The organism is Sphaerisporangium sp. NPDC049003 (assembly GCF_043197795.1).
Lineage (GTDB): Bacteria > Actinomycetota > Actinomycetes > Streptosporangiales > Streptosporangiaceae > Sphaerisporangium.
The window spans coordinates 37,170-53,925 of sequence record NZ_JBICTU010000029.1; the positions used below are offsets into that span (position 1 = coordinate 37,170).

The following is a 16,756-nucleotide window of genomic DNA, read 5'->3' on the forward strand; positions in this document are numbered from 1 at the left end:
TAGAGCGTGAAGTACATCTTCGTTACGGGCGGGGTCGTCTCCTCCCTGGGCAAGGGGCTGACCGGCGCGAGCCTTGGGACGCTGTTGGCCGCCAGAACGGTGCGGGTCACCATGCAGAAGCTCGACCCTTACCTCAACGTCGACCCAGGCACCATGAACCCGCTACAGCACGGCGAGGTCTTCGTCACCGAGGACGGTGCCGAGGCCGACCTGGACATCGGCCACTATGAACGATTCCTCGATGTCGACCTCAGCGCAGTCGCCTCCATCACGACGGGAAAGATCTATTCGGAGGTACTCGCACGAGAGAGACGTGGTGGCTATCTGGGGGAGACCGTCCAGGTCATCCCGCATATCACCGAGGAGATCAAGGCGAACATCCGGCGGGCGGCGCACGACGTCGATGTCGTCATCACCGAGGTCGGCGGTACCGTCGGTGACATCGAGTCGCTCCCTTTTCTGGAGGCAATCCGGCAGTTGCGGCACGAGGAAGGTCCGGGGAACGTCTTCCACCTCCATGTCTCGCTTGTCCCCCACCTGGGCACCTCCCAGGAACTGAAGACCAAGCCGACCCAGCACTCGGTAGCGGCCCTGCGCAGCCTGGGCATCCGGCCGGACGCGTTGGTACTGAGGGCCGATCGCGCCATCCCCGACAAGGTCAAGCAGAAGATCGCTGCAGCCTGCGACGTGGAAACAGATGCGGTGGTCGCTGCCATCGACGCCGCCTCCATCTACGACATCCCCTGTGCGCTGCACGCCGAGGGACTGGACAGTGTTGTCATTGGCAAGCTGGGCCTGGTCGCGGGCGAGATCGACTGGACCCGATGGGATGATCTGGTCGGGCGGGTTCACCACCCGCTCCACGAGGTCACCGTCGCCGTGGTCGGCAAGTACGTCGAGCTGCCGGACGCCTATCTTTCGGTCGCTGAGGCGCTGCGGGCCGGTGGCTTCGCGCACCAGGCCCGGGTGCACCTCCACTGGGTGGACGCGGAGGCCTGCCTGCCCAGCCCCAAGACCGTGCTGCACGATGCGGATGCGATCGTCATACCCGGCGGATTCGGTGACCGGGGCGTCGCCGGGAAGATCGCGGCCGTGACATATGCCCGCGAGCAGCAGGTTCCGATGCTGGGTCTCTGCCTCGGCCTGCAATGCGTCGTGATCGAGGCGGCCAGATCGCTGGCAGGAATGCCTGACGCGGACTCCACCGAGTTCCGTCCTGACACCCCGCACCCAGTGATCTCTACGATGGCCGACCAGGTCGCCGCAGTCTCTGGCGAAGCCGACCTGGGCGGTTCCATGCGGCTCGGGGGTTACCTGGCGGTGCTGGCAGAGGGCACGTTGGTCCACGAACTGTATGGGACCACCGTCGTACGCGAACGCCATCGGCACAGGTACGAGGTGACCAATCAATATCGCGAGGAACTGGCCCAGCGCGCCGGCCTGGTGTTTTCCGGCACCTCCCCCGACGGGAACTTGGTCGAGTTCGTCGAGTACTCCCGCGCGATTCACCCATTCCTCGTCGCCACCCAGGCACACCCGGAGTTTCGTTCCCGCCCCACCCGGCCACATCCGCTGTTCTCCGGACTCATCGGAGCGGCGCTGAACAGGAGAAACCTGTGACCCCACAGCCTGTCGTCGCGATTGTCGACGCGTACTCGACCGCCCGTTTCCTAGCGCCCCTCTTCCACGAGCGGGATTTCCGGACTCTGCATGTTCAAAGCACACCAGAACCGCCCGCGATCTTCGCCTCCCGCTACCAGCCAAACGACTTCTACGAGCACATCGTGCACCGCGGAGACCTGGAGGAGACACTCCAACGGGTCGCCGCACATGGCCCGTACGTTGTCATCGCCGGGGCCGAGAGCGGCGTCGAGCTCGCGGACCAGCTCAGTGACCGGCTGGGTCTTCGCACCAACGGAGCCGCTCTCAGCTCCGCCCGCCGCGATAAGTACCAGATGGTCGAGACGGTGAAGGCGGCGGGCGTCGCGGCCGCCGAGCAGGTGCGGGCGACCGACGAGCAGACGTTGCTCGACTGGTACGAGAAGGTCGGCGGCAGAGTAGTGATCAAGCCGCTGCGCAGCGCGCTCAACGATGGGGTCTCCTTCTGCGACTCCGCCGACGAGGTGATCGCGGCCTTCCGGTCACTCGCCGGTTCATACAGCGCCTTCACCCAGGTGAACGACGGGGTCGTGGCCCAGGAGTACCTGCGCGGCACCGAGTACTACGTCAACTCGGTCAGCATGGACGGGATCCACTACATCTGCGATATCTGGGAGACCCAGCACCTCGACATCAACGGAGTCAAGGATCTGCTCGGCGGGTCTGTGCTGATGCCCCGAAGGGGGCCGGAGCAGGACTCGCTGGCCGCATACGCCGCCGAGGTCCTGAACGCGCTGGGGGTGCGCAACGGCGGCGCACACACAGAGTTGAAGCTCACCCCGGACGGTCCGCGGCTGATCGAGACCGGCATCCGGATTTGCGGCTCTGACCTGCCCGTGCTCACGGGCAAGGCGATCGGTGAGTCGCAACTGGAGTGGACCGTTGACGCATACGTCGACCAGGACCGCTTTAGAGAGAGGGCGATTCGCGATTACGAGATCTCGCGCCACGCCACCTGCATCAACATGATCTCACCTAGGTCGGGTGCGCTAGCCGCATACCCGCGGATGGCCGAGCTGGAAGCCCTGGAGAGCTTCGACGAGGCCCTGATCCGGACCCGGGTAGGCGACAGGCTGCATCGCTCGATCAACGACATGACCTACCCCATGCTGGTCCATCTGGTCCACGAGCTGCCGGGGGTCGTCCAGCGGGACTATCACACGGCCCGTTACCTCGACGGGGAAGGCTTCTATGAGGTCGTCAACTGAGCGGGTCACTCGTATCGCCCACATCAGCGACCTGCATATAGACGCGGACGGGCGCCATGGTGCCCGGGCGTCCCGGGTAGTTGAGTATCTGCGGCGGCGGGCGGAGCACCTGGCGGGGGTGGTCATCACTGGTGACCTGACCCAGGACGGGCTCGACCGCGAATACGAGGCGCTCGCGGAGGTACTTGATCCGCTGTCGGGGGTGCTGCCGGTCTTCGTCTGCCCTGGCAACCACGATGACCGAGTCCTGATCCGCCGGATGCTGCTGAACCAACCAGGGGGCGGTCCGGTCAACCAGGTAGTCAGGGTCGGCGAGCTCACCGTGCTTCTCTGCGACGCTGTCGTGCCGGGCAGGTCGAGAGGCGAGCTCGGAGCGGCAACGCTCGAATGGCTCGCAGAGGCGTTGCGCGGGTCCAGGGGGCCGACCGTGGTCGCCTTCCACCAGCCTCCGCTCGCGCTCGGCGTCTCCAGCCTGGACGGCTCCCGACTCACCGATTCTCAGGCACTCGCCGACGTGCTGGCCGACCACCCCCAAGTGGTCGGGATCTTGTGTGGCCATGTCCATACGGCCGTGCGTACCGAGTTCGCCGGGATCCCGTTGATCATGGCGCCCAGCACGGCCTATGCCTGGAAACTCCCGCTGGACCGAGCCGATCCTGATCATGGGGTCACTGAACCGTTGGTGGTCTTGCACGAATTCTGGGACGACCGCCTGTTCACCTATTTCCAACCATGCCCTGACTACAAGATGGAGCAATTCTGATGGGCGTCATCAAGCGCGACGAGTACGACGAAGCGCTCTTCGAAGATCTGTCGGCGATCAACGACGGCGGCGTAGATGCCACCGAGAGCGCAGTGATCCGGCGGCTCGCCGGAAACTGGCACCGCCGCGCGAGTGTCAAGCGTGACGAACTCCGCTTGGAGGACCTGTACGAGCTGGACCGCCCTGACTATCCGGAGAGCATCCTTCCGTTCCGCGACCATCCGACCTGGCTTGCTCTCGACCCGGCTAAGCGCAGCGACGTGCTCACCTGGGCGATCATCGCCTTCAACCGGAAGACGATCGTGACCGAAGAGGCGATCGCCAACCCGGCCTTCGGGTTGGTCATCAGCGGGGAGTTCCCTGCCCTGTCCGGTGACGAGTTGGAGACGTGCCTCACTCAGGCGATGGTCGACGAGCAGTACCACACGCTCATGCACATGAACGCGAGTGCCGTTACGCGAAAGCTGCGCGGAAAACCATACCCGGATAACGCGCTGCCGCTGCCGCTGCACTCGCGGCGCCACCAGGAGTTATGGGAAGGGTCTGCCGAGCGCTGGCAGCGCAGCCTGACGACCCTTGCCTTCGCGACCATCGCCGAGATCGGCATCGGCCCGTACCTCGACACGATCGCTGACGACCCCGGCATCCAGCCCGTGCACAGCGCCACCGCTCGGCTACACGCCCGTGATGAATACTGCCACTCGGCTATCGCGGCCGAGTTGGCCAAGAAGGTCTATCCGAGCCTCGACCCAGCGCAGCAGCGATTCTTCACCCGCTCGGCCTTCGATGCCCTGACCGCTTACACGACCGCTGACTACGGCACGTGGGAGCGCATCATGGACCTGGTGGGCGTGGCGGAGGGGCGCAGCATGCTGGAAGACTGCAAGAGCCCCGGCCGCAGCCGCCTGTTCAGCGACTTCAGTGGGATTCACTCGCTGTTCTCGGAGATGGGCGTCCTCGAGGAGATCGACTTCGATTGGTCAGTCGTCCAGACCCATCGGTAAACCCGCAGGGCTCTCGCGAGCCAGGTATCTCCGCGATTCAGGAGGCTGACCGGCGGGCGAAGATCGACGCGGAGCTTCGGCGCACGGATGCAGGAGGAGACCCCGGCGGGCGTTGGCCGACCTGCCGGCCACGGTCATCACCACGTATGCGGCGGTGATCGCGGGGAACGGGGAGGCTGCGGCGGCCGGTCTTGAACAGATCACCGCACAGGCGGGTGCGCCCGCCGTGCGGCCAAGACCCTGGCAGCGCCTTCCCGGTCCGGTCCGGTCCGGGCACGGCGGGGACGGGCGACCGGTCCGCGCCGCGCCCCTGGCCGCCTTGTGCACCGCGCTGGAGTGCAGCCCCAACGACCTGTTCGAGGTTGACACCCCCGTCGAGCAGCCCGTCCGGCCACCGCAGCCGACAGCCGAGCCGAAGACCGTCTCCAGCGGGGGCCGGTCCATGCCACCGCTGTGACCTGAGCGGGAGGGCTCGTCCTTGCTGTACAGCAGCCTGGTACAGCAACGCCGACGTGCAACAGCACGCGTCGACAGCCTCCAGCTGCCACTTGACCAGGAGGAAGGCCTCTCTGCGTTGTGACTGGCTCCTGTTTGCAAGCAGGCACTCACGTTCATGACGACGACTCAATAGGCTGACTCGACGTGCAACGACTTGCGCTCTTCGATCTGGACAACACACTCGTGAACCTCGATGAGGCTTTCCGCGTATGGACCACGGAGTTCGTTGACGAGCACGGCCTTGGGCGGGAGGCGGTTGATCGGTTGATCGCTCTCGACCAGGACGGCGTTCCACACCGTGCGGTGTTCTTCGCTAAGGTCCGGGAGCACTTCAGGCTGCCTGAGCCTGTCGAGGAGCTGTGGCGCCGATACCGGACGCGCATGCCGCATCTCGTGCGCTGTCGACCCGAAGTCCTGGACGGCCTGGCCGGGCTACGGGCGAGCGAGTGGCGTGTTGCGATCGTGACTAATGGGACGGCGGACAACCAGCTCGGGAAGATTCAGCAGACCGGATTGGCCAAGGTGGTGTCGACCACCAGTCCGACCACGCGGTCACGGATGTACTTCAGGCCATTGAGATCTTGCAGGCGACGGGAGATGACGACGGTCCGGTATGGCACATGTGACAGCAACGTCGGCCGCCGAGGCATACGGAACAGCCATAGGCGAGACGCCCAATATGCGGGCAATGATCAAGAGCCGGGACGACAACCACAGGTGCGTTTCGGCAGGTCAAAGGGAGTTCCGCCAGCGTCACCGCCCGTTGGCGAAGCAGCGGTAGAGCGCCAGGTCGGACGGGTCGGACACCGATCGGCGGACCAGCACGCAGCGACGGGAGCTGTCGCGCGCAGCCTGCCATCGCCGCCCCCGCGCTGCCAGCGATCCCCGACCACCCAGTTCTTCAACGTGCTCGAACAGATCCCCAGATCCCGGGCTACCTGCGCGATCGGCTTGCCGGTCTCCCGGACCAGCCGGACCGCACCCTGCCTCTGAAGTCCTGGTCGAACTTCCTGCGCATCTCTGCCATCGACTGCCTCCCTCAAGGCGATATGGCCACGCTACGAGGGGAAACGCACACCCGGAACCGTCATCCCGTAGAGGGACGCAGGACGATCTTGTCGTAGTGATTAGCGAAGAAGGAGACGAAGGCCAGTGCTTCGGGGATCACACCCATTTCGTTGCTGTGTGCGGTCAGCAGCGCGGTGGCGTTGTTGCCGCGGGTGGCGTACACGGTGAAGGCACGGTTCGCCGGTAGGCCCCGGACGTCGATGTCCACTTCATCGACTCCGCGAAGTGCCCGGATTTGGGCGTTCCCCGCCGCCCCGGGGACTCCTTGCACTTCGATGGGGTGGTTTTCGATGCGCATGCCCAAGCCCTGCTGACCGAGGTGTGCGGTGCTGCCTGGGCTGGTGCGGGCGACGTAGACCAACGCCATCGGGGACTGACCAATGCGCAGGGTATCGATCACTTTCATGGATCTGGTGTCGATCACGTCGACTGCGTCGGAGTACTGCAGCGCCACGTACATGCGGGTGTTGTCCGGGCTGGGCCAGATACCGTGCGGACCGAGACCGTGGTTTTGGATGCGATTGACCAGAGTCGGTGGGCCGCCGGTGGTCGAGCGCCGATAGACGAGGGTCTGACCGAGGTCGCCCACGGTCATGTAGGCATAGTTCACGCCATCGACCGTGACGAAGTTAGGGTGGTTGGTCCGCGGGCCGGTGTTCAAGACGGCCTCAACCTTGTACGTCTGCGCGTTGACCACGGCGGTGGTATAGCCGTTGTCCGGCATGCCCAACCAGATCTCTTTGCCGTCGGGGGAGATCGCCTCGTCGGAGGAACCACCAGCAACGTTCGGTACCGTGACGTGCTGGATGATCTTGCGGCTGGGCACATCGATGACATCGAAGGCTTCGGCCCGCAGATGGTTCACGTAGGCCCGCCTGCCATCGGGGCTGAAGACCACCTTCGATGGGCCGTCTTCGGAGTGGATGCGGGCGATGACCCGGTCATGGCGCCAGTCGATGACCGCGACGGTGTCCACGCCTCGCTCGGCGACCCACAGTTCGTTTCCATCAGCGGAGAAGAATCCTTCGTGTGGGGCGCGGTCAAGGTAGATGGTGTGCGCGACGGCGTTGGTGGCGGTATCGATGACGTGGACGGCGTTGGTGGTGACGTCGACGACGTCGAGGTATCTGCCATCGCGCGAGAAACCGAGGCCGTGGACGTCGATTTCCCCGTCGTACATCGCGCCAAGAATATCCGCGTCGACGTCCATGCGCGGTTTGCCCAGTGCGATCGTGCCCAGCACCGTGTCGGTCTTCGGATTGATCACACTAACCGTGTTGGAATCTTGGTCGGCGGTATACACCCGGTCATTCGCCGAGATCGGCTGCGCGCCAGGCAACGCCGGCGCCTGTGTCACGCCAACCACCGCACTCTGCTGGGCGGCCAGCGACCGCGGCGCGCAGGCAGCCGTCAGGGTTGCCACGATCGTTAGCAACGCAATAACGACCGTTCTACTGTGCGGACCTTGGGACGAGCACATACGTACCCCCCGAGAAAATCTCTCGACTACGTATCCCCCGAGAAACCAGCCCACCCACGACTATCGCGCCGATAGCGACATCATTATGCTAGGTGTGGTTTCTTATATCGTACCTTGCCCGGGCCGGGTTACTCGCGAATGGCACCTTCCCCACCAATGCCGACGGCATCGCCGTCGGTGGCATCCGTACAACAACGCGTGGCGTGAAGACCCGCTGATCCTCCGATGCGGAGACCGTGCCTTTTGCTGATTTGGCGATTCATTACCCCCCGCTGCCCCCGCACGGCATCCACGGTTAGACGGGGACGAAACCTAAACTCGCCGAGGCCCGGGGATGACTCCCCAGCCCTGCAGGGTCCGCTGTGATCACTCACTGAGAGCGCTCATGATCTTTCTATTCGCTTGGTGTGTCTGCCCATCGATGCACTTGGCGTAGGCGCGCTGGAGCACCTCGACGCTGTGCCCCCGCGCGCTTCGCGACCTCGGTAGCGGGGACGCCGGCCGCCAGCCACAGCGAAGACCGCGGCATGCCGAAGTCTGTACGCCGTAGCCGCCAAGGCCCGCACCTCTTTCCAGAAGCGGGAGATTGCCAAGGCAGTGTAGAGACCGCCCTTGCTTGTGGCGGAGAGCCTGCCGTCGTCGGCCAAACCGTACTTCTCGATGCGCTCCCGCAGGATCGTCACCAGAGCCGGAGGGATCGGAACCGGGCGCGTGTCCTTCTCCGGACGATGCTTCAGGCCCCGATCGTCGTGCGCTTCCCCGGAGTCCGTGTAGGTACGGGGGTCGACCTCTTCGACCGTGTCCGGGGGCGTCCACTTGACCCCGTCAAGCGGGTTGGTCTCTAACATCTTGTCTTCCACGGCTAGTTCCAGCAGTGTGATGGAAGACCTCCTGCTTGTGTCTGCGTTCGTGTTCGGCGGGGGTGAGTTGCCCGTTCGAGGAGTGGCGGCGGCGTGGGTAGTAGAACCCTCGATGTAGCCGAACACCGCTCGTTCTGCCTGTGACCTGATGTGGAAGGCCCTCTGGTCGATCACCGACGCTGGCCCGCTCGCTGCGCTCAGACCAGCCCCATCGAGTCGATGATCTCCATCTGCCGTTATCACGCCACCAATGTCAGGAACTGGAAGGACGGCACGATGGGCTGCGTTGGTGCGTGGCCGGCGTGACCGAGGCCACCAAGCAGTTCCGCACATCCCGGAGGCGACACCACGTCCCGATGGGGGCGTCCGTTTGGATACGCGGAGCTACTTCCTGGCACCGCTCGCGGCGCCTTCGAGGCCGGTGTCGAGGATGTCCAGGGCCCGAGAGACCGTCTCGCTCAGGGTCGCGGTGATCTGGTCCGGCGGCTGGCCTTCGCTCCGTAGCCGGGTCGCCTCGTTGATCATGGCGCTGACGGTGGTCATGATGAACGCGGCGAGCGCGCGCGCCGCGACGGCTCCCAGGTGCGCGGGCACCCGGTCGGACAGGATCGCCGCCAGGTCGTCCTGGTAACGGCTGCCGCGCAACCGCAACGCGTCCAGCAGCGCCGGACTGTTCTGGATGACGGCGGCGACGCCGGCGAGCCGCTCGTCGGCCGCGGTACGCGGGTCCTCGTGCTCCGGCGCCTCCGGCACCTCGGCCAGTCCGGCGAGCATGCGCGGCAACTCCTCCTTGAGGAACTCCGGCAGCGGAGTGCTCAGTGGGAGTTGGGCGATCAGGTCGATCAGGTCGGCCTCCACCGGGCGGTGCCAGGCGAGGAGGAGGTCCTCCTTGGCCGGGAAGTGGTTCACAACGGTCTGCTTGGCGACATCCGCGGCCGCGGCGATGTCGGCGATGGTCACGGCGTCGTAGCCCTGCTCGCTGAACAGGGTGAGGGCCGTGTTGGCGATTCGCTCGCGGGTCTCGCGGCGCCGCCGTTCGTGCCGGTTCGGTGTGGTTTCCTCGATCACCATAGTAGTACCGTACCATTATTAGTACGGTACTACTATTGGTACCGTACTAATGTCGACCCACTACAGAAGATGACGAGGATCGCGATCGACCACGCCAGAGCGGCCGTCATCGCGTGCCGCCGTGGCCATGCGTCCTGCGCCGCGGCGACGCGGGTTTCGAGCAGGTCGCGACTGGCGGCTGGACACCCGCCTTAAGGCCGTTGCTCCGCAGGTGTGATCCGTCGCAGCAGATAGGTGTCCATGATCCATCCTTTGCGGGCGCGGGCTTCGGCGCGCAGCTCGCGGATGCGGTCCGCGACCTCGCGTACCGGCCCGGCCACGAGGATCTCGTCGGGGGTGCCCAGGTAGGCGCCCCAGTAGATGTGGAAGTCGTCGTCCAGATCGGCGAAGGCACAGTGGGCGTCAAGCATGACGACGATGTCGTCGGCCGCCACGGCTCCCTCCTGGGCCAGGCGGCGGCCGGTGGTGATGTGGACCGGCCGGGCGACCCGGGTCAGGCTGGTGCGGTGGCGCGCGGTCAGCGCGGACACGCTGCTGATGCCGGGAACGACCTCGTACTCGAAGGAGACGCCACCACGGTCGAGGATCTCCTCGATGATGGCCAGCGTGCTGTCGTACAGGCCGGGATCTCCCCAGACGAGGAACGCTCCGGTCTGCCCGTCGCCCAGTTCGTCCTGGATGAGCCGCTGGTAGATCTGAGCCCGGCGGGTGCGCCAGTCTTCGACGGCGGCGGTGTAGGCGGGCGTGGTCCGATCGCGCTCGGGGTCACGGGCTTCGACGATCCGGTACGGCCGGCGTGCGTGCTCCTCGATGAGGTCCTGCCGCAGTCGGATCAGATCATGCTTGGCCTCGCTCTTGTCCAGGATGAAGAACACATCGGCGCGCGCGATGGCCTTGGCCCCTTGGAAGGTGAGGTGGCCGGGGTCGCCGGCGCCGATGCCGATGATGAGGATGCGCTTCACCCGCAAGATTCTGCCTCCTGCGGTCCGGGAAGGGCGCGTTGGGCGTCCCCTCGGTGCCGACCGACCGGACAAGCCGCCAGAGGACTCGTGAACGAAGGGCGGGGGGCAAAGACCTTGATCGGTCTTCTCGCCGAGCCCTCGGCTGACGGTATGTCGGTTGTGTCCGTCAACGGCGGGGCTCAGTCCCGACACTGCCTGCCCGCCCTGCCCGCCCTGTTCCGCACCGCCCGGATGGCCCGCCTGCTCGACGGCCCCGACGAGCTGCACATCACCACCGTGGCCCGCCGCGTGCTCCGCTGAGCATCCCGAGCGGCCATACCTTGATCGACGACGGCCGTACGGGCCGTGACCCCCACCGGTCACGGCCCGTACGGCTTCGAGTGATCATTCGATTTTCTGGGTGCGTGAGCCTCAGACGGCGGGGATGGTGGGCGTCGCGTCGACGGACGGGATCTTCTGGAGGTCGGCGCTCACCGCCTCGTCATCCTTCTGCGGCTCAGCGGCGTTCTCCTGCGACTCCGCGGCGTTCTCCTGCGGCTCCGTGACGTTCTCCTGCGGCTCCGCGGCGTTCCCGGGGAGGGAGGCCTTGTCGTCCTTCGCCGCGGCCTCGGGCTGGTGAGCGGCGTCCGCGGGCGCCACGACCGCGACGTCCCCGAGGCTCGGTGCGTCCTGCGGGGACACCGCGGAAGGCGTCACGGAGGCCGTCTCCGCACCGGGGACGGCGGGGGTCCCGGGGTCGTCGACGGGCAGGCCGGGGAGGCCCGGCGTGGAGTCGACGCCGGGCGCCGGGTCGGCGGCGGGAGCAGGGGCGTCCGGCAGGTTCGTCCCGATGTGCTGGATGTCGGTGATCAGGTCCTTGCTGGGGTCCTGCGTGGTCACGCTCGGCACCTGAAGATCGGCCGGCGGGTCGGTGACCGCGGGCGCGGTGATCGACGGGTCCTTCGAGGTCAGCGGGTCGCCGGCCACCGGCGCGGTGCTCGACGGGGTCAGCGGGCCACTGACCGCCGGCGCCGTGCTCGACGACTCCTGTGAGGCCAGCGGGTCGTCACCGCCGGGCACCGCCGCGGCCGCGCCGCCCATCCCCAGCCAGACGCCGCCCACGGTGACGGCGGCCAGCGCGAGGACGCCCCGGATGCTGCTTGAAGTGCGCATGAAAACTCCCCGAATACGTTTTGGGATGTGAACGAGCACTGAAGGTAGCCCTCGACAGTTCGCCTTCGGCGGGTCGATCACCCAATGCTGGTCAGTTCCTTACCGGGAGGAGCGCGGGGCGTCGTTAACCAATGTGGCACCAGCCCAAAACGCGGGTGATAACAGAGCCAGGGAGGCCGGGAGGGATCTGCCCCCGAGGTGCTGTCCCGGGATCTGGGCGCTACGAGGAATTCGATGCGAGATCGGGCGGGGTCCAGCCGGAGCGGCGACATCCTCAGCAGCGGTCTGCTCGGAATCGGCCTGGTGTGTCCTGCGGCGATCACTGCTTGCCATTCCTTGACCCGCTCGCGCCCAGAACCATGATCGACGGCTGGATAGCGTTGACAGCAGTCACAATCAGTGACTGCACTCGGACAGGAGGATACAAGGATGATTCGCCGACTACTTCTGGTCAGTTCTGCCTGTGCCGCTCTCGCCGTCGTGGCGCCGGTCGCCGCTTCGGCGGACGCGTCGGCTCCGCACCATCCAGTCACAGTCACGCAGGCCCACCAGGGTGGCGACTGGGGCCACTCCGGCGGCGGCCCGAGGGGCGGCCACTGGGGAGGCGGCGGCGGTTGGGGCCGTCCCTGGGGCGGCGGTTTCGGCATCCGTCCGTGGGGCGGCGGCTACTGGGGAGGCGGCTACTGGGGAGGCTACGTGGGCGGTCCCTACGTGCCCGCCGGTTACCTGCCTGCCGGCTACCTGCCTGCTGGTTACCTGGCCAGCGGGTACCTCGCCGGTGGTTATGTGGCCAGTGGTTACCTGCCCGGCGGCGCGCTCGTCGCCAACGGCCTCGGCCTCGCCAGCGCCTGCGGCGTCTGCGGCTGATCCGGAACTGGTCACGAGGTGGCGGCCCGACGACGAACACCTCAGGGCAGAGCCCGTCGGGTAGGCGACCTGTGACCGGTTACACGCGAAAGTGATCGCGCCGAGGACGGCGCGCTCACAGTCAAGCTCGGAGGTCCCGAGCCGGTTTATTGGGTCTCGTTTGTCAGCGAATTTTGCTGACAGGCGAGACCCAGCACGCCCGCGCCTCACTGTCGCACCGAATGCCTGCGCCTCTCATACCCCCGTAGACGCGAACTCTCACGAGTGACGCTCCCCCCGCTTTCCCCCGCCTGACCGGATCGCCTTCTTGGTGTGCCGCCCCCCGACCCCCCGGCAGCCGGGCACCCGAAGACCCCCGTGCCGAGAACTCATCGCCGGCGACTGGGCCGTGCCCATCGCACCGGCCGGCGTCCGAACGACCAGATCGCGCCCCCGCCAGCCGACCACGGACCTGGTTCGCGAGCCGATGACCCCGAGGTCCGATGACCCCGAGATCCGACGGCCCTGACCGAGTGCGTTCGGTCCTCGCGGACCGCCGCGAGAAACCCCCCGTCCGAAAATCGGGCAAATGCTGCTAAAATCACTATGCGGCGACCCATGCCCCAATGGACGCCGATTACCGGTTACCTTCTCAAATACCGCCTCCCCAGACGTGGGCGGGGTTCTGGCTTCCATCTTGTTGACAGGACGACTACTGGTTTACAGAGGATTGCTCCCTGTCGTCAGGATCTAGCGGGCATCATGAGGGCAGTCACGATGAAAAAGTCGAGGAGCTGACAACCAAATGCCAGCATGGCGCGTGACAGCCGATCCGCCCCCCACCCCCCTGAGCGACCGCATCCGCGACCATGTCAAGGACAAGGACCCCAGCATCCGGACGCTGGCGTTGCGGTCGGTGGATCCTGTCACCGGCCAGCATCTGACCGCGCAGTGGATCACCGATGTGCTGAGCGGCCGGGTGCCCCGGATGCCCGACCTGTGGCGCCTGGACGCCCTGGCGACGGGCCTCGGCCTGGACCCCGACAGCGTGAAGGCGATGGCCATCACTCAGTGGATCGGATGGGACATCGCCGACGTCCGGACCGGCGCGGGAGAACGCCTGCTGTTCCGGGTGCCCAAGGACTACACCCCTGAGCAGTGCGCACGCCTGGCCGGCGAGCTCAACCGGGCGATCAGCGCGGCGGAGTCCGAGACCAATGGGGATGAAGAGAAACGGTCGTTTTCCTGATACACCATCGCCACTAGGCCGGATGCGTCAAGCTTTCCTGATACACGAGCGGGCCGCACGCCGCGCAAACGCTCAGGAAGTAACCGGCAGAGAGGCTACGGTGGATGGGATGATCCGTCCGTCAGCGCCGTCAGAACCATCGGTGGAGTACCGCCGCATTCCACTGCCGCACGGTTGCCCAGGCGTTATCAACCGCATTTCCCCAGGACACCGGATCGTCGCCTATGTCAATGAGACGCAGTTCGATCCCGAGTTAAAGCTCCCTATGGACCAGATCAGCGTGCGAGCGCTCAGCCTGCTCCAACCCGTGGAAGAGACGCGCCCGGTGCCGGCGCTCCGCGTCCGCGTCCGGCGAAGCGGAGACCTCGGACATGAGCTCGCGGTCGTCGAGATCGCACCAGAAGGGATCACCATCGGGGTCGACAAGACCCTCCTGTCGGAGGACTTGGCGAGTTTTCTGAGCGACGCGGGCACCAGGATCTCCCGTGACTTCATCCGCCGGATGACTTGACGGCTCCGACGACGTACGCACCGACCCATCACAGCCCGCCGGTGGAAGCCTGGCAACGTCGCACCCGGCCACTCAGCTCGAATCCAATCGCTTATTCGTCGTCGCGCGCGTTGCGGCAGGGGAAATAGACGAGGCTGAGAATCCGTGAACGACACTGTTTATGACCGTACGCTGCCGAAAACCATCAGTTCTGCCTGAACCGAGGCGTACGCGTCCATCAGACCCGGGCGGCTCATCCCTCCCTGTCGCTGTGGAGCTCCGCCGCGCTGATCGCCCGGTTGAGCTCGCCGGCCAGGCGTGCGCACTGCTCAGGGGTGTAGTCCTTGGGCACCCGGAACAGCAGGCGTTCTCCCGCGCCGGTCCGGACGTCGGCGATGTCCCATCCGATCCACTGAGTGATGGCCATCGCCTTCACGCTGTCGGGGTCCAGGCCGAGGCCCGTCGCCAGGGCATCCAGGCGCCACAGGTCGGGCATCCGGGGCACCCGGCCGCTCAGCACGTCGGTGATCCACTGCGCGGTCAGATGCTGGCCGGTGACAGGATCCACCGACCGCAACGCCAGCGTCCGGATGCTGGGGTCCTTGTCCTTGACATGGTCGCGGATGCGGTCGCTCAGAGGGGTGGGGGACGGATCGGCTGTCACGCCCCATGACGGCATTTGGTTGTCAGCTCCTCGATTTCTCTTCGGCATGATCGCATCAATGATGGCTGCTAGAGCCTCATGCCGAGGAGCAATCCTCTGTGAAACCAGGAGCCGTTCTGTCAACAAGATGGAAGCCAGGACGACTCCCACGTGCATGGAACCTTCCAAATTCCCCTGCGCTCGCTTGCCCATTCGATTAGAGTCCAACCTGCAGTCGAGTTGTCAGCAAAATATGACGACGTAGGATCCGTCGGAGAGGTTGACGATGGCCGGTAAGCCACAGATGCATTTGCGGAGCGCAGCTCTCTTGCGCGCCCTGATGTCCGGACATCGCAGCCCCAGCGTGGCCGAGTTCGCTCGCCGCGCGGCCCTCACCAGGCAGTGCATCGACGGGTTGCTCAAGCGAGGCACATGCCGTCGCACCACGGCGGACGCCGTCGCGGCGGCAGCGGGCGTACACACTCTCGATCTGTTCGACTTCAGATTGTCAGCAAAATCTGCTGACAATCAAGAAGGCGACAATGCCCGCCGTGCGCGTACCTGATTCGAGAGTCCGTGCTTTTGATCCTCGGACGGGGATCTCGGCGACGGCCGGGATACGTGCTCGACGCTACGTCGGCTAGGCGGCGCCTGGCGCCGTTCCGCAAGTCTCATCCTCAAGAAAAGGAGTCGTCTCTTGACGATGCAAAGAACTCTCGTCACTGGGTTCCTCGCCGCGTCCGCCCTGGTCGTCACCGCGGCTGTGGCCACCACGCCCGCAAGCGCGGCGACCACGGCCGCGGCGCACACGGCCGGGAGCGCTCTCCACGGGAGCGCGTCGAGCCAGGGGGCGCACAGCGGCCCCCGCGAGCACGGCCCGAACGGCCGCGGGTACGGCGGGCGCGGTTTCGCGCACGTCATGCGTGGTCACAGGTGGGACCCGCCCGGCAACCGGTACGTCCTGGGCGGTCGCACCTACGTCCTGCCCGGCTGTCAGTCCATCGTGAACGAGGGCGTGTACATCGCCCCCGGCTGCGCGCAGACCACTCCCGTCTACATCCTGGACGGCCGCCAGTACGCCCTGCCCGGTGACTGGTGCGACCAGCCCACCGGCCTCGGCCTGCCCGGCCGCTGGTACGGCCTGCGTGGTCACCGGTACGACCCTCCGGGCAACCGGTACGTCCTGGGCGGTCGCACGTACGTCCTGCCCGGCTGCCAGTCCATCGTGAACGGGGGCGTGTACGTCGCTCCCGGTTGCGGGCAGACCCGTCCGGTGTACTACGTGGGCGCTCGTCAGTACGACCTGCCGGGTGACTGGTGCGACCAGCCCGTCGGCCTGCCCGGACGCTGGTACGGCCAGCGCGGCGACCACAACGGCGGCGGAAACGGCCACAACAGCGGCGGCAACGGCGGCCAGCACGGCGGTGGCAACGGCGCCGGAAACAACGGCGGCGGCGACCACAACGGTGGCGGCCAGAACGGTGGCGACCACAACGGTGGCGGCCACAATGGCGGCGGAAACGGTGGTGGCGGGGGCCAGCACCGCTGACGGAGCCCGCGTTAGCCGGTGATGTCGCCGCCGACCGTCCGGATGTCGGTGTGTCCGGACGGTGAACGTCCCCGCAAGCTCGGGGGCGGGGAGGCACACGCCGCGACAGAGCGGCTGCGATGGGGGATCGCAGCCGCTCTCTCCGCCGGTCCTGCCCGGGGACCGTCGGCACCTCCGCGACTCCGCGGCATTCGACGACAGAGCCTCATCCGCCGGCGACAGACTCCCGGAAGCGGGCTCCTGCGATGAAGGAA

At 66.3% G+C, this 16,756-nt stretch carries 17 protein-coding genes and 2 pseudogenes; 12 read left to right on the forward strand and 7 right to left on the reverse strand.

Going from position 1 to position 16,756, the window contains the following annotated elements; all coding sequences use genetic code 11:
* Positions 1-6: 6 nt before the first annotated feature.
* The 6 genes and pseudogenes from ACGFIV_RS28565 to ACGFIV_RS28590 all read left to right on the forward strand — a co-directional run.
* Complete coding sequence (locus ACGFIV_RS28565) at positions 7-1,620, forward strand: CTP synthase (RefSeq protein WP_358553819.1); 1,614 nt, start codon at positions 7-9, stop codon at positions 1,618-1,620.
* Entirely contained in the window at positions 1,617-2,867 is a 1,251-nt protein-coding gene (locus ACGFIV_RS28570) for an ATP-grasp domain-containing protein (RefSeq protein WP_358553817.1), read from the forward strand. Before ACGFIV_RS28565 ends, ACGFIV_RS28570 begins: the two co-directional genes overlap by 4 nt.
* Positions 2,851-3,630, forward strand: coding sequence for a phosphodiesterase (locus tag ACGFIV_RS28575; RefSeq protein WP_392838203.1), 780 nt, complete (start codon positions 2,851-2,853; stop codon positions 3,628-3,630). Before ACGFIV_RS28570 ends, ACGFIV_RS28575 begins: the two co-directional genes overlap by 17 nt.
* Complete coding sequence (locus ACGFIV_RS28580) at positions 3,630-4,634, forward strand: diiron oxygenase (protein ID WP_358553813.1); 1,005 nt, start codon at positions 3,630-3,632, stop codon at positions 4,632-4,634. Before ACGFIV_RS28575 ends, ACGFIV_RS28580 begins: the two co-directional genes overlap by 1 nt.
* Before the next feature lie 112 nt (positions 4,635-4,746).
* Entirely contained in the window at positions 4,747-5,091 is a 345-nt protein-coding gene (locus tag ACGFIV_RS28585) for a helix-turn-helix domain-containing protein (RefSeq protein ID WP_392838204.1), read from the forward strand.
* A 224-nt stretch (positions 5,092-5,315) separates the two neighbouring features.
* Positions 5,316-5,597: pseudogene (locus tag ACGFIV_RS28590) on the forward strand (HAD family hydrolase); the annotation flags it as partial.
* A 227-nt stretch (positions 5,598-5,824) separates the two neighbouring features.
* Here the strand turns inward: ACGFIV_RS28590 and ACGFIV_RS28595 are convergent.
* The 3 genes from ACGFIV_RS28595 to ACGFIV_RS28605 all read right to left on the reverse strand — a co-directional run bounded on the left by ACGFIV_RS28595 (position 5,825) and on the right by ACGFIV_RS28605 (position 8,714).
* Complete coding sequence (locus tag ACGFIV_RS28595) at positions 5,825-6,175, reverse strand: transposase (RefSeq protein ID WP_392838225.1); 351 nt, start codon at positions 6,173-6,175, stop codon at positions 5,825-5,827.
* A gap of 44 nt (positions 6,176-6,219) precedes the next feature.
* The gene (locus ACGFIV_RS28600) at positions 6,220-7,623 is read right to left on the reverse strand and encodes a hypothetical protein (protein WP_358553807.1); all 1,404 of its coding nucleotides are present in this window, start codon (positions 7,621-7,623) and stop codon (positions 6,220-6,222) included.
* A 440-nt stretch (positions 7,624-8,063) separates the two neighbouring features.
* Positions 8,064-8,714: a hypothetical protein gene (locus tag ACGFIV_RS28605; protein ID WP_358553805.1), complete on the reverse strand. Its 651-nt coding sequence runs from the start codon at positions 8,712-8,714 to the stop codon at positions 8,064-8,066.
* Between ACGFIV_RS28605 and ACGFIV_RS28610 the strand changes: the two are divergent.
* Positions 8,705-8,893, forward strand: a pseudogene (locus ACGFIV_RS28610) (IS256 family transposase); the annotation flags it as partial. The gene ACGFIV_RS28605 and the pseudogene ACGFIV_RS28610 sit on opposite strands and share 10 nt — an antisense overlap.
* Before the next feature lie 31 nt (positions 8,894-8,924).
* Here ACGFIV_RS28610 and ACGFIV_RS28615 read toward each other — a convergent pair.
* Together ACGFIV_RS28615 and cobF are read right to left on the reverse strand one after the other, a co-directional pair.
* A complete protein-coding gene (locus ACGFIV_RS28615) occupies positions 8,925-9,611 on the reverse strand; it encodes a TetR family transcriptional regulator (RefSeq protein WP_358553803.1) in 687 nt (228 codons plus the stop codon).
* 191 nt (positions 9,612-9,802) lie between these two features.
* Positions 9,803-10,573 carry a precorrin-6A synthase (deacetylating) gene (gene cobF / locus ACGFIV_RS28620; RefSeq protein ID WP_358553801.1) on the reverse strand — a complete coding sequence of 257 codons (771 nt, stop codon included), beginning with the start codon at positions 10,571-10,573 and terminating at the stop codon, positions 9,803-9,805.
* A gap of 150 nt (positions 10,574-10,723) precedes the next feature.
* On the opposite strand from cobF, the gene ACGFIV_RS28625 reads away from it, so the two are divergent.
* Positions 10,724-10,873, forward strand: coding sequence for a hypothetical protein (locus tag ACGFIV_RS28625; RefSeq protein ID WP_358553799.1), 150 nt, complete (start codon positions 10,724-10,726; stop codon positions 10,871-10,873).
* Positions 10,874-10,984: 111 nt separating this feature from the next.
* On the opposite strand, the gene ACGFIV_RS28630 is transcribed toward ACGFIV_RS28625, so the two are convergent.
* Positions 10,985-11,725, reverse strand: coding sequence for a hypothetical protein (locus ACGFIV_RS28630; RefSeq protein WP_358553797.1), 741 nt, complete (start codon positions 11,723-11,725; stop codon positions 10,985-10,987).
* A gap of 429 nt (positions 11,726-12,154) precedes the next feature.
* On the opposite strand from ACGFIV_RS28630, the gene ACGFIV_RS28635 reads away from it, so the two are divergent.
* The 3 genes from ACGFIV_RS28635 to ACGFIV_RS28645 all read left to right on the forward strand — a co-directional run bounded on the left by ACGFIV_RS28635 (position 12,155) and on the right by ACGFIV_RS28645 (position 14,331).
* A complete protein-coding gene (locus ACGFIV_RS28635) occupies positions 12,155-12,592 on the forward strand; it encodes a hypothetical protein (RefSeq protein ID WP_358553795.1) in 438 nt (145 codons plus the stop codon).
* 784 nt (positions 12,593-13,376) lie between these two features.
* Positions 13,377-13,820 carry a hypothetical protein gene (locus ACGFIV_RS28640; RefSeq protein ID WP_392838205.1) on the forward strand — a complete coding sequence of 148 codons (444 nt, stop codon included), beginning with the start codon at positions 13,377-13,379 and terminating at the stop codon, positions 13,818-13,820.
* A gap of 109 nt (positions 13,821-13,929) precedes the next feature.
* Complete coding sequence (locus ACGFIV_RS28645) at positions 13,930-14,331, forward strand: hypothetical protein (RefSeq protein WP_392838206.1); 402 nt, start codon at positions 13,930-13,932, stop codon at positions 14,329-14,331.
* A gap of 232 nt (positions 14,332-14,563) precedes the next feature.
* Here the strand turns inward: ACGFIV_RS28645 and ACGFIV_RS28650 are convergent, their stop codons facing one another.
* A complete protein-coding gene (locus tag ACGFIV_RS28650; RefSeq protein WP_392838207.1) occupies positions 14,564-14,974 on the reverse strand; it encodes a hypothetical protein in 411 nt (136 codons plus the stop codon).
* A 676-nt stretch (positions 14,975-15,650) separates the two neighbouring features.
* Here ACGFIV_RS28650 and ACGFIV_RS28655 point away from each other — a divergent pair.
* The gene (locus ACGFIV_RS28655; protein ID WP_392838208.1) at positions 15,651-16,502 is read left to right on the forward strand and encodes a hypothetical protein; all 852 of its coding nucleotides are present in this window, start codon (positions 15,651-15,653) and stop codon (positions 16,500-16,502) included.
* The last annotated feature ends 254 nt before the right edge of the window (positions 16,503-16,756 follow it).